Raw genomic sequence first — 12,296 nt, forward strand, 5'->3', positions numbered from 1 at the left:
AGAGGGCTAAAAATTTGTTACCGTCACAGTATGGCAAGGCGTTGCGCCGCCGGCTGTGACGCTATTCATCGTTTTTGACCGAGGGGAGAAAAATGGAGCTGTTTCTGTTGAGCAACGGCAAGCTGTCTGGCGAAGCCGAGCTGCTGGGGTACGCCAAAAGCCAACTGCTGGCGATGATTGCGCGCCGCGGCATCAAATCCGCCGTCTTTATCCCTTACGCGCTGATCCGTTACGACTACGATCGGCGCGCGCAGGAGCTGGCGCAAACATTGGGCATTGAAGTCACCAGCATTCACCACGCCGCTTCACCGGCGGCGGCGATCGCGCAGGCCGAATGCATTTTGGTCAGCGGCGGCAACACCTGGTTGCTGAACCAGATGCTGCACGAACAAAGCCTGATCGTGCCTATCCAGCGCGCGGTGCGCGAGCGTGAAGTGCCTTACGTCGGCTGGAGCGCAGGTTGCAACGTGGCGACGCCGAGTATTCGCACCACCAATGACATGCCGGTGCGCTGCAGCGTGGTGTTGCCGGCGCTGGGGTTGTTCCCGGTGCAGATTAACCCGCATTACATCGATGCGCACATCAGCGGCCACATGGGCGAAACCCGTGACGAGCGTCTCGCGGAGTTCTGTGCGATCAACCCGAGCGAATCGGTAGTGGCGTTGCGTGAAGGCAGTCTGTTGCACGTTGAAGGCAATGCGCTGCGTTATTTCAGCGCCAACGGGCAGGGCTTTAAGGTGTTCCGCCACGGCGAGGAGACGCGCGAATATCAGGATACGCGCGCACTGGCTGCGCTGGTGCCGTTCAACTGCGGCTGAGGGCCACCCGGCAGCGGGCGGCGTTAACAAAATTGCAGCAACAACCTTGAAGAGGGCTTATAATGCCCTCCCCACTGGCCGCTATAATGATCAGCATGAAATACCGTGACTTACGCGATTTCCTCTCGTTGCTGGAGAAGAGAGGGGAACTAAAACGCATCAGCCAGCCGATCGATCCTTACCTGGAAATGACGGAAATTGCCGATCGCACCCTGCGGGCGGGCGGCCCGGCACTGCTGTTTGAAAACCCGAAAGGGTACGACATGCCGGTGCTGTGCAACCTGTTCGGCACCGCCAATCGCGTGGCGATGGGCATGGGGCAGGAAGACATCAGCGCGCTGCGCGAAGTCGGCAAACTGCTGGCTTTCCTCAAAGAGCCGGAGCCGCCGAAAGGTTTCCGCGATCTGTTCGACAAAATACCGAAGTTCAAGCAGGTGCTGAACATGCCGACCAAGGTGCTGGGATCCGCGCCTTGTCAGGAGCAGGTATGGCAGGGCGATGATGTCGATCTGGGCCGCATTCCGGTGATGCACTGCTGGCCGGAAGACGCCGCGCCGCTGATCACCTGGGGGCTGACGGTGACCCGCGGCCCGCATAAGGAACGGCAAAACCTCGGTATCTATCGTCAGCAGGTGCTGGGCAAGAATAAAGTGATCATGCGCTGGCTGTCGCACCGCGGCGGCGCGCTGGATTACCAGGAGTGGTGCCAGGCGCACCCCGGCGAGCGTTTCCCGGTTGCGGTGGCGCTGGGCGCCGATCCCGCCACTATCCTCGGCGCGGTGACGCCGGTGCCGGATACCCTGTCTGAATATGCCTTTGCCGGGCTGCTGCGCGGCAATAAAACCGAAGTGGTCAAGTGCCTTTCCAACGATCTGGAAGTGCCTGCCAGTGCCGAAATCGTGCTGGAGGGCTATATCGAGCCGGGTGAAATGGCGCCGGAAGGCCCCTACGGTGACCACACCGGTTACTACAATGAAATCGACCAGTTCCCGGTATTCACCGTCACGCACATCACCCAGCGTCGCAACGCGATTTACCACTCGACCTACACCGGTCGGCCGCCGGATGAGCCGGCGATCCTGGGCGTGGCGCTGAATGAAGTGTTCGTGCCGATCCTGCAAAAACAGTTCCCGGAAATCGTTGATTTTTATCTGCCGCCGGAAGGGTGCTCGTATCGCCTGGCGGTGGTGACCATGAAAAAACAGTACGCCGGCCACGCGAAACGCGTGATGATGGGCGTCTGGTCGTTCCTGCGGCAGTTTATGTACACCAAATTTGTTATCGTCTGTGACGATGACGTCAATGCGCGCGACTGGAATGACGTGATTTGGGCGATTACCACACGAATGGATCCGGCAAGGGATACGGTTCTGGTGGAGAATACGCCGATCGACTATCTGGACTTCGCCTCGCCGGTTTCCGGACTGGGTTCGAAGATGGGGCTGGACGCCACCAACAAATGGCCGGGTGAAACCGATCGCGAATGGGGCCGTCCGATTCAGATGGATGAAAAGGTACGTGCGCGCGTCGACGAAATCTGGGATGAGCTCGCAATTTTCAGTGACAGGGAACCGACGTTATAGCGTCAGGCCCTGTTCTCAGCTTTGCATTGATGACCCGACAGAGGGAACGCATGACAATATTGAGCTGTAAAGTGACCTCGGTAGAGGCCATTACCGATACGGTTTATCGGGTACGTCTGGTGCCCGAGCAGCCGTTTTCTTTCAAGGCAGGGCAATATCTGATGGTGGTGATGGACGAGCGCGACAAACGTCCGTTCTCGCTGGCATCAATCCCGACGCAGCAAGATTATATCGAGCTGCATATCGGTGCTTCGGAGCTGAATCTGTACGCCATGGCGGTGATGGATCGCATTCTGAAAGAGCAGGCGATCACCGTCGATATGCCGCACGGCGACGCCTGGCTGCGGGAAGAGGGTAGCCGTCCGCTGGTGCTGATCGCCGGCGGCACCGGCTTCTCCTATGCGCGCTCAATCCTGTTGACCGCGTTGGAGCAGCAGCCCGATCGCGACATTTCCATCTACTGGGGCGGGCGTGAGCTGAAGCACCTGTACGATCTGAGCGAGCTGGAAGCGCTGTCGGTGCAACACCCGAACCTGAAGGTGATCCCGGTGGTCGAGCAGCCGGAGGCGGAATGGCGTGGCCGCAGCGGCACCGTGCTCAGCGCGGTGTTGCAGGATTTCGGCACGTTGGCGGAGCATGACATCTACATCGCCGGGCGTTTCGAGATGGCGAAAATCGCCCGCGAGCGTTTCTGCGCCGAGCGCGGCGCGCAGGAAGCGCATATGTTTGGCGACGCGTTTTCGTTTATCTGACAGAGGCGATGCGCAGTGAACGGGGTGGCCGAGGGTCGCCCCGTTTTTATTTGGGCGTCGGCAAATTTCAGGCATAAAAAACCCGCCCCTGACAGGCGGGAAGAACGGCAACTAAACTTGGCGGGATGCCGCGATTTGAAGTGGTGACGCGGTCATCCCAAGATAGACACAGCTAAACGCGTTCAAACACGGTGGCGATACCCTGGCCCAGGCCGATGCACATGGTCGCCAGGCCGAACTGCGCGTCGCGACGTTCCATGTTGTTCAACAAGGTGGTCGAGATGCGGGAGCCGGAACAGCCCAGCGGGTGGCCGAGCGCGATGGCGCCGCCGTTCAGGTTAATCTTGTCGTCGATGCTGTCCATCAGCCCCAGATCTTTGATGCACGGCAGCGACTGGGCGGCGAACGCTTCGTTCAGCTCGAACAGATCGATGTCCTGCACGCTCAGACCGGCGCGTTTCAGCGCCAGCTTGCTGGCCGGCACCGGGCCGTAGCCCATGATGGAAGGATCGCAGCCGACGACCGCCATCGAGCGGATGCGGGCGCGGGCCTTCAAACCGAGCGCTTTGGCCCGCGATTCGCTCATCAGCAGCATGGCGGAAGCGCCGTCCGACAGGGCGGAGGAACTGCCGGCGGTGACGGTGCCGTTGACCGGATCGAACGCCGGACGCAGGGCCGACAGGCTTTCGACGGTGGTTTCCGGGCGAATGACTTCGTCAAAATCGTAACGGGTCAGCACGCCGTCGGCATCATGGCCGTTGGTCGGAATGATCTCGTTTTTGAAGTAACCCGCCAGCGTCGCCGCATGCGCGCGCTGGTGGGAGCGGGCGGCAAACTCATCCTGCATCTGGCGGCTGATGTTGTGCATCTTGGCCAGCATTTCGGCGGTCAGCCCCATCATCCCGGCAGCTTTGGCCACGCTGCGGCTCAGCCCCGGATGGAAATCCACGCCGTGGTTCATCGGCACATGGCCCATGTGTTCCACGCCGCCGATCAGGCTGACGTGTGCGTCGCCAACCATGATGGCGCGTGCCGCGTCGTGCAGCGCCTGCATCGAAGAGCCGCACAGGCGGTTGACGGTCACCGCCGGCACGCGGTGCGGGATCTCGGCCAGCAGTGCGGCGTTGCGGGCGATGTTGAAGCCTTGCTCCAGCGTCTGCTGCACGCAGCCCCAGTAAATGTCATCGATCTCGGCGGCGTTCAGCGCCGGGTTGCGGCTCAGCACTTCACGCATCAGGTGAGCGGAGAGATCTTCGGCGCGTACCTGGCGGAAGGCGCCGCCCTTGGAGCGGCCCATCGGCGTGCGTACGGCATCAACAATAACTACGTTTTCCATCTTTATGACCTCATGCCGGTTGGCGGGTAGCGACGTCGGACAGCGGTGTCGCTACCGGGTAGTAGCTTTCATTACGCTCGGCCTTGGCGCGCAGACCGGCCGGCACCTGATACAGGGCGCCGAGGTGTGCGTAACGCTGGGCCAGCTCCACGTAGTTGGCGGTGCCGAGCGTATCCAGGTAGCGGAACGCACCGCCGTGGAACGGAGGGAAACCGATGCCGTAGACCAACGCCATATCGGCTTCGGCCGGGCTGGCGACGATCTTCTCTTCCAGGCAACGCACCACTTCGTTGATCATCGGGATCATCATGCGCGCAACGATCTCTTCGTCGCTGATGGTCTGGCGCGGTTGGCTCACTTCGGCCAGCAGCGCATCGGTCTGCTCGTCGTTGTCCTTGCGCGGCTTACCTTTGTTGTCCTGGCTGTAGCGGTAGAAGCCCAGCTGGTTTTTCTGACCGAAGCGCTGGTTGTCGAACATCACGTCAATGGCGTCGCGATAGTCTTTGCTCATGCGCTCCGGGAAGCCGGCCGCCATTACCGCTTGCGCGTGGTGTGCGGTGTCGATGCCCACCACGTCGAGCAGGTAGGCCGGGCCCATCGGCCAACCGAACTGTTTTTCCATCACTTTATCGATCTGACGGAAGTCGGCGCCGTCGCGCAGCAGCAGGCTGAAGCCGGCGAAGTATGGGAACAGCACGCGGTTGACGAAGAAGCCCGGGCAGTCGTTCACCACGATCGGCGTTTTGCCCATGCGGCTGGCGTAGGCTACCACTTTGGCAATGGTCTCGTCGCTGGTTTGTTCGCCGCGGATGATTTCGACCAGCGGCATACGGTGTACCGGGTTAAAGAAGTGCATGCCGCAGAAGTTTTGCGGACGCTTCAACGATTTTGCCAGATGATTAATCGGAATGGTCGAGGTGTTCGACGCCAGAACGGTGTCTTCGCCGATCAGGTTTTCCACTTCCGACAGCACGGCGGCTTTGACCTTCGGGTTCTCCACGACCGCTTCGACGATCACCTGCGCGCGCTCGATGCCGGCGTAGTCCAGCGTCGGCTGAATGGTCGACAGCACCTGCGCCATTTTCAGGCCATCCAGCTTGCCGCGTTCCAACTGCTTATTGAGCAGCTTGGCCGCTTCGTTCATGCCCAACGTCAGCGATTTGTCGCTGATGTCCTTCATGATCACCGGCACGCCTTTCAACGCCGATTGGTAAGCGATGCCGCCGCCCATGATGCCGGCGCCCAACACCGCCGCCTGTTTCGGCGCGTCCACATTCTTGGCCAGCTTTTTCGCCTGACCCTTCACGAACTGATCGTTAAGGAAGATGCCGACCAGCGCACGCGCTTCGTTGGAGCGCGCCAACGGCACGAAGCTGGCGGTTTCCAGTTTCAGCGCTTCATCGCGGCCCAGCTTGGCGGCGGCTTCAATGGTTTTCACCGCTGTCATCGGCGCCGGGTAATGTTTGCCGGCGGTCTGCAGCACCATGCCTTTGGCGGTGGTGAAGCTCATTGCCGCCTCGATCGGGCTGAGCTTCAGCGGCTCCAGCTTCGGTTGACGCGCGGCGCGCCAGTTCAGCTTGCCGTCGATCGCCTGTTGCAGCATGTTGAGCGCGGCTTCGGCCAGTTTTTCCGGCGCCACTACCGCATCGACCAGGCCGACTTTCAAGGCGTCTTTGGCGCTGACGTCTTTGCCGGCGGCGATGATTTCCAGCGCGCTGTCGTTACCCAGCAGGCGCGGCAGGCGGACGGAGCCGCCGAAGCCCGGCATGATGCCCAATTTGGTTTCAGGCAGGCCGATGCGCGCGTCCGGTGAGGCGACGCGGAAATCGGTCGCCAAAATGCATTCGCAACCGCCGCCGAGCGCATAGCCGTTAATGGCCGAAATGGTCGGCACCGGCAAATCTTCCAGCCGGTTAAAGACGTTGTTGGCGAATACCAGCCACTCCTGCAGCTTTTCAGCCGGCGCGGCGAACAGAGAAAGGAATTCGGTGATATCGGCGCCGACGATAAATGCGGCTTTGGTGGAGCGCAGCAGCAGCCCCTTGAGCTCTGGCTGGTTTTCCAGCACGGTGAGCGCTTCGCCCAGGCTGGCGACGGTGCGGGTGTCCAGCTTGTTGACCGAGCCCGGTGCGTTGAACACCAGCTCGGCGACGCCGTTATCGAGCCAGTGCAGTTGTAATGTTTCGCCTTGGTAGAGCATGTCTATCTCCTGAATCAGCGTATGATCTGGTATGACCAGATGAAGAGGAGTGTGGTTTTTATGTTAACAATATGCAAATGAGAGATTGCATTTTTGCTGGTCTGATCACATGTCGCCAAGTTAGTTTTTTGATTTGAAACGAAGTTATATTTTATGTGCTATCGGCATTTGCCGGAGCTTGTCGGCCCTCATACACTTGCTCGCAGCGAATGAACATTCAGACGAGGTTACGCATGACTAAGGCGGCTTGTGTTAAACGCAGCGGCTTATGGAGCATTCCCGCCAGAACCATGACGCTGGCGTGTCTGTTGGTGTTTATGGCGCAAATGGCGACGACCGTGTACTTGCCTTCGCTGCCGACGGTGATGCGGGAGCTGGCGATGAGCCGGCGCGCCACCGAGTTGTCCATTTCAATCTTCGTCATCGGCGCCGCCTTGCCGGTGCTGTTCTGGGGCGCGGCCGCCGATCGCTTTGGCCGCCGCGCGCCCCTGACGCTGTCTTTATTTCTTTTCATTGGCTGCAGCGGGCTGTTGGCGCTGTGCAGCAACGGCGCCCAATTGCTGACGCTGCGTGCGCTGCAGGGCGTGGGTGCCGGCGGTGCGGCGATCATCGCGCGCATCATCGTGCGGGATAACTGGAGCGGGGACGAACTGGCGCGGCGTCTGTCGGTGCTCTCCATCGCCTTTATCACCGCGCTGGGCGGCGGTCAGTTTATCGGTGGCCTGCTGAGCCAATATGCGCACTGGCAGATGGGCTTCGTCCTGATGGGCGCCACCGGTTTGATCATTCTGGTGCTGATGGCGACGCTGCCGCTGGAGGCGGGACGGGCAGGGGGCGTGCGCCCGGCGATGGCGGCAACCTACTTTGCCATCCTGCGGCGGCCTGGGTTCTTTTGGCCGGCCTGCGTCGGCGGGCTGGGGTTTGCCACCACGGTGACACTGCAGGAAGTGAGTCCGTTCGTCATGCAGCAGGAGTTTGGTCTCAACGTCACGGCGTTCGGCGCCCTGGGGCTGGTGATCGGCGTCGCCTACTTCAGCGGGGCGCTGACGGTGAACCGTACGGTGGCGCATCTCGGCGGGAAAAAACTGATGCAGGCCGGCAGCGGCATCGTGGCGCTGGCGACGGCGGCGATCCTGCTGCTGTGGTGGAGCGGCGTTCTGGCCGGCCTTTCCGGCATGGCGCTGTTCATCGCGCTGTATTGCCTGACCATTTTTGGCCAGGCGGTGCTGTTTCCCAACAGCATGGCGATGGCCGTCAGCGATGCCAAAGAGTACGGCGCTTATGCGATGGCGCTGTGTGGCTTTCTGCAGCAGTGTCTGGCGGGCGTCGCCGCGGCCGGCGCGGTGTTGTTGGAACACCATGGCCTGTGGGCGCTGGCGATAGCGCTGCTCGGTTTGGGCGGCTGGTTAATGGTTAAGCTGCGGATGTAACGGCATTTGCAGGGAATTGCGAGCTGCTCCGCATGCCCAACGCGATGAGGTTGGTGCGTCGGAGCGCTGTGTTAAGATGGCTTCTTTCGTGCTAAGGCATAAGGGTACTGTGATGGAAACGCTGGCTTCTTTGTATAACGACCACCTGGCAGAACTGCAAAAACGCGCGCGTGAAGTGCTGGAGCGCAACAAGTTGGATGCGCTGCTGATTCACTCCGGGGAACTGCAAAAGGTATTTTTGGACGACCATAGCTACCCGTTCAAAGTGAACGCGCATTTCAAAGCCTGGGTGCCGGTGACGTCGGTGCCGAACTGCTGGTTGTGGATAGATGGCGTCAACAAGCCGAAGCTGTGGTTCTACTCCCCGGTTGACTACTGGCACAGCGTAGAGCCGCTGCCGAACAGTTTCTGGACCAAGTCCCTCGAATTGATGCCGCTGGCCAACGCCGATGCGATCGCGCAGCAGCTGCCGCCGCAGCGTGAGCGCGTCGGCTATATCGGTTATGCCCAACAGCGCGCCCGCGATCTCGGCATCCCTTCGGAAAACATCAACCCGAAAGCGGTGCTGAACTACCTGGATTTCCACCGTTCGATTAAAACCGGCTATGAGCTGGCCTGCATGCGCGAAGCGCAGAAGACGGCGGTAACCGGCCATCGTGCCGCGCATGAGGCCTTCCTCTCCGGCATGAGCGAGTTCGACATCAATCTGGCCTACCTGACGGCTACCGGCCATCGCGATACTGATGTGCCTTACGACAACATCGTGGCGTTGAACGAGCACGCTTCGGTGCTGCACTACACCAAGCTGGATCATCAGCCGCCGGCCGAGTCCCTGAGTTTTCTGATCGACGCCGGGGCGGAATATAACGGCTACGCCGCCGATCTGACGCGTACCTATGCGGCGCAAAGCGGCAGCGAGTTCGCTCATCTGGTGAAAGATCTCAATAGTGAACAGCTGGCGCTGATCGACACCATTAAAACCGGCGTGCGTTACACCGACTATCATGTGCAGATGCATCAGCGCATCGCCAAGCTGCTCAAGAATCACAAACTGGTGAATGGCCTCAGCGAAGAGGCGATGGTCGAAACGGGTATCACCACGCCGTTCCTGCCGCACGGGTTGGGCCATCCGTTGGGCCTGCAGGTGCACGACGCCGCCGGTTTTATGCAGGATGAGCAAGGCACCCATCTGGCGGCGCCGTCCAAGTACCCGTTCCTGCGTTGTACCCGCGTGTTGCAGCCGGGCATGGTGTTGACCATCGAACCGGGTCTGTACTTCATCGAGTCTCTGTTGGCGCCGTGGCGCAGCGGCGAGTTCAAGCAGCACTTCGCCTGGGATCGCATCGATGCGCTGAAACCGTATGGCGGTATTCGCATCGAAGACAACATCGTGATCCATGAAAAGCGCATCGAGAACATGACGCGCGATCTGAACCTGGCTTGATGCGGCCGTACCCGATACCGGCGGAAGCAACCTGCTTTACCGAAGAGATAAAGAAGAGCCGTTTCATCACCCTGCTGGCGCCGACCGGCGGGGTGGAGGCGGCAAAGGCGTTTATTCAGCAGGTGCGGGATGAGCACCCGGCGGCGCGGCACCACTGTTGGGCTTTCGTCGCCGGTAGCCCCGATGATTCGCAGCAGCTGGGGTTCTCCGACGATGGAGAACCGTCGGGCACCGCCGGCAAACCTATCCTCGCGCAGCTGATGGGCAGCGGTATCGGTGAAGTGACCGCCGTAGTCGTTCGGTACTACGGCGGTGTTAAGCTGGGCACCGGCGGGCTGGTGAAAGCTTATGGCAACGGTGTTCAACAGGCATTGAAGCAGCTGGCGCTGGCGCAAAAGGTGCCCGAAGCCGAATATATCTTGCAGTGCGACTATGCGCAGTTGGCGCTGGTGGAGAACTTGTTGCAGCAAATCGCAGGTCGGATCCTGCAGGGTGAATACGGCGCCGCCGTCGTGCTGCATTTGGCGCTGCCGGCGACTGAGGTCGAGCTGTTTGGGAATAAATTGCGTGATCTCAGTCGCGGTAATTTGCAATTAACCCCCATTTCGCAATAATCCTCCCAATTGAATTGCTAAGGATCGTGCTGAAATGCATTTTCGCGCCATAACCCGTATCGTTGGTCTTCTGGTCATCCTGTTCTCCGGGACGATGTTTATTCCCGGCCTGGTGGCATTGATTTATCGCGATGGGGCGGGGCGAGCGTTCAGCCAAACGTTCTTCGTGGCGTTGACCATCGGGCTGATGCTGTGGTGGCCGAACCGTAAGCAGAAACACGAGCTGAAGCCGCGTGAAGGTTTCCTGATCGTTGTGCTGTTCTGGACCGTGCTGGGCAGCGTGGGGGCATTGCCGTTCCTGTTTTCGGAACGTCCTAATTTGTCGCTGACCGACGCCTTCTTTGAATCCTTCTCGGGATTGACGACTACCGGCGCAACGACGCTGGTGGGGCTGGACTCGTTGCCTAAGGCCATCCTGTTCTATCGCCAAATGCTGCAATGGATGGGCGGGATGGGGATCATCGTGTTGGCGGTGGCGATACTGCCGATACTCGGCGTCGGGGGCATGCAGCTGTATCGGGCGGAAATGCCCGGGCCGCTGAAAGATAACAAGATGCGTCCGCGTATTGCCGAAACCGCCAAAACCCTGTGGCTAATCTATGTGTTGCTGACCGTCGCCTGTGCGCTGGCGCTCTGGGGGGCCGGGATGTCGGTGTTCGACGCCATCGGCCACAGTTTCTCGACCATCGCCATTGGCGGGTTTTCTACCCACGATGCCAGTATCGGTTATTACGCCAGCCCGACCATCAACACCATCATTGCCGTGTTCCTGCTGATTTCCGGCTGTAACTACGGTCTGCACTTCGCTTTGCTAAGCGGCCGCAGTCTGAAGGTCTATGGGCGCGATCCTGAATTCCGCATGTTTATCTTCGTTCAACTGACGCTGGTGGTGGTGTGCACGTTGGTGCTCTGGGGACATGGCGTCTATAAGAGCGGTATGGAAACGCTCAATCAGGCGTTCTTCCAGGTGGTATCGATGGCGACCACGGCCGGTTTTACGACCGACAGCATCGCCAAGTGGCCGCTGTTCCTGCCGATGCTGTTGCTGTGTTCGGCATTCATCGGCGGTTGCGCCGGTTCGACCGGCGGCGGCCTGAAGGTGATCCGTATTCTGCTGTTGTACCTGCAGGGCTCGCGCGAGTTGAAAAGGCTGGTGCACCCCAACGCGGTCTATACCATCAAATTGGGCAATCGCGCACTGCCGGAACGTATTCTGGAAGCAGTGTGGGGATTCTTCTCCGCCTATGCGCTGGTGTTTATCGTCAGCATGCTGGCGATCATTGCGACCGGCGTTGATGATTTCTCCGCGTTTGCCGCAGTGACGGCAACGCTGAATAACCTTGGTCCTGGTCTGGGCGTGGTGGCGGACAACTTCACCACGATGCCGGCGGCGGCCAAGTGGATCCTGGTGGTGACGATGCTGTTCGGGCGCCTGGAAGTGTTTACATTGCTGGTGCTGTTCACGCCAACCTTCTGGCGTGAGTGAGCCTGTTATAAGGAGTACGCCATGAAGGCATTGATACTTTATTCGAGCCGTGACGGGCAAACACGTGCTATCGCTTCTTATATAGCAAGCAAATTGCAGGATACGCTGCGCTGTGAGGTTATCGATCTGTTGCAGGCGGAACAGATCGACCTTAGCCAGTATCAGCAGGTGATGATCGGCGCTTCTATTCGCTACGGGCACTTTAACCCGGTGCTGGATAAATTCGTTAAACGTCATGCCGAACAGTTGAATCGGATGCCCAGCGCATTCTTTGCCGTCAATCTGACCGCACGCAAACCGGAAAAGCGTTCGCCGCAAACCAACGCCTATACCCGTAAGTTCCTGTTGGCGTCGCCGTGGCAGCCAAAACAGTGCGCGGTGTTTGCCGGGGCATTGCGTTATCCACGTTATCGCTGGTTCGACCGCATCATGATTCAATTTATTATGCGTATGACCGGTGGAGAAACGGATACCAGTAAGGAAGTTGAGTACACAGATTGGCAGCAAGTCGATCGTTTCGCCCAGGAATTTAGCCAGATTCAGTACGAAAAGTGACAAAAATGCGGGTTTGGCCAGCGTTTTGCCGAAAAAATCCGCGCTTGAAAAGTTTTTTGCAATTAGGGGTTGCGGCCC

The 12,296-nt window shown here is 59.6% G+C and carries 10 protein-coding genes; 8 read left to right on the forward strand and 2 right to left on the reverse strand.

Annotated features, from left to right (window positions below):
* The first annotated feature begins 92 nt into the window (after positions 1-92).
* The 3 genes from pepE to fre all read left to right on the forward strand — a co-directional run bounded on the left by pepE (position 93) and on the right by fre (position 3,153).
* Positions 93-818, forward strand: coding sequence for a dipeptidase PepE (pepE, locus tag ACJ8M3_RS20765; protein ID WP_033644964.1), 726 nt, complete (start codon positions 93-95; stop codon positions 816-818).
* A 62-nt stretch (positions 819-880) separates the two neighbouring features.
* Positions 881-2,401: a 4-hydroxy-3-polyprenylbenzoate decarboxylase gene (gene ubiD / locus ACJ8M3_RS20770; RefSeq protein ID WP_033644963.1), complete on the forward strand. Its 1,521-nt coding sequence runs from the start codon at positions 881-883 to the stop codon at positions 2,399-2,401.
* Between the two features lie 50 nt (positions 2,402-2,451).
* Positions 2,452-3,153 carry an NAD(P)H-flavin reductase gene (fre, locus tag ACJ8M3_RS20775; protein ID WP_442514726.1) on the forward strand — a complete coding sequence of 234 codons (702 nt, stop codon included), beginning with the start codon at positions 2,452-2,454 and terminating at the stop codon, positions 3,151-3,153.
* A 172-nt stretch (positions 3,154-3,325) separates the two neighbouring features.
* Here fre and fadA read toward each other — a convergent pair whose 3' ends face one another.
* The gene (gene fadA, locus ACJ8M3_RS20780) at positions 3,326-4,489 is read right to left on the reverse strand and encodes an acetyl-CoA C-acyltransferase FadA (RefSeq protein WP_089197587.1); all 1,164 of its coding nucleotides are present in this window, start codon (positions 4,487-4,489) and stop codon (positions 3,326-3,328) included.
* A 10-nt stretch (positions 4,490-4,499) separates the two neighbouring features.
* Positions 4,500-6,689, reverse strand: a complete 2,190-nt coding sequence (fadB, locus tag ACJ8M3_RS20785; RefSeq protein WP_442514727.1) for a fatty acid oxidation complex subunit alpha FadB — start codon at positions 6,687-6,689, stop codon at positions 4,500-4,502.
* 233 nt (positions 6,690-6,922) lie between these two features.
* Between fadB and ACJ8M3_RS20790 the strand changes: the two genes are divergently transcribed.
* The 5 genes from ACJ8M3_RS20790 (at position 6,923) to hemG (ending at position 12,218) form a co-directional block, all read left to right on the forward strand.
* Positions 6,923-8,119 carry an MFS transporter gene (locus tag ACJ8M3_RS20790; RefSeq protein ID WP_033644958.1) on the forward strand — a complete coding sequence of 399 codons (1,197 nt, stop codon included), beginning with the start codon at positions 6,923-6,925 and terminating at the stop codon, positions 8,117-8,119.
* A gap of 112 nt (positions 8,120-8,231) precedes the next feature.
* A complete protein-coding gene (pepQ, locus tag ACJ8M3_RS20795) occupies positions 8,232-9,563 on the forward strand; it encodes a Xaa-Pro dipeptidase (RefSeq protein WP_033644957.1) in 1,332 nt (443 codons plus the stop codon).
* Complete coding sequence (locus tag ACJ8M3_RS20800) at positions 9,563-10,177, forward strand: IMPACT family protein (protein WP_033644956.1); 615 nt, start codon at positions 9,563-9,565, stop codon at positions 10,175-10,177. The genes pepQ and ACJ8M3_RS20800 overlap by 1 nt, the downstream gene beginning before the upstream one ends.
* A gap of 34 nt (positions 10,178-10,211) precedes the next feature.
* On the forward strand, positions 10,212-11,663 hold the full coding sequence (gene trkH, locus ACJ8M3_RS20805) for a Trk system potassium transporter TrkH (protein ID WP_004934492.1): 1,452 nt from the start codon (positions 10,212-10,214) through the stop codon (positions 11,661-11,663).
* A 21-nt stretch (positions 11,664-11,684) separates the two neighbouring features.
* On the forward strand, positions 11,685-12,218 hold the full coding sequence (hemG, locus tag ACJ8M3_RS20810) for a menaquinone-dependent protoporphyrinogen IX dehydrogenase (RefSeq protein ID WP_033652659.1): 534 nt from the start codon (positions 11,685-11,687) through the stop codon (positions 12,216-12,218).
* Positions 12,219-12,296 lie beyond the last annotated feature (78 nt).

This window comes from Serratia sp. CY55921 (assembly GCF_052167655.1).
GTDB lineage: Bacteria > Pseudomonadota > Gammaproteobacteria > Enterobacterales > Enterobacteriaceae > Serratia > Serratia ureilytica.

Coding starts and splice junctions, on each gene's coding strand:
- ubiD (WP_033644963.1), top strand. CDS start 881: ATGCCCTCCCCACTGGCCGCTATAATGATCAGCATGAAATACCGTGAC.
- ACJ8M3_RS20800 (WP_033644956.1), top strand. CDS start 9,563: ATGCGGCCGTACCCGATACCGGCGGAAGCAACCTGCTTTACCGAAGAG.
- trkH (WP_004934492.1), top strand. CDS start 10,212: ATGCATTTTCGCGCCATAACCCGTATCGTTGGTCTTCTGGTCATCCTG.
- fadA (WP_089197587.1), bottom strand. CDS start 4,489: ATGGAAAACGTAGTTATTGTTGATGCCGTACGCACGCCGATGGGCCGC.
- fadB (WP_442514727.1), bottom strand. CDS start 6,689: ATGCTCTACCAAGGCGAAACATTACAACTGCACTGGCTCGATAACGGC.
- pepE (WP_033644964.1), top strand. CDS start 93: ATGGAGCTGTTTCTGTTGAGCAACGGCAAGCTGTCTGGCGAAGCCGAG.
- pepQ (WP_033644957.1), top strand. CDS start 8,232: ATGGAAACGCTGGCTTCTTTGTATAACGACCACCTGGCAGAACTGCAA.
- hemG (WP_033652659.1), top strand. CDS start 11,685: ATGAAGGCATTGATACTTTATTCGAGCCGTGACGGGCAAACACGTGCT.
- ACJ8M3_RS20790 (WP_033644958.1), top strand. CDS start 6,923: ATGACTAAGGCGGCTTGTGTTAAACGCAGCGGCTTATGGAGCATTCCC.
- fre (WP_442514726.1), top strand. CDS start 2,452: ATGACAATATTGAGCTGTAAAGTGACCTCGGTAGAGGCCATTACCGAT.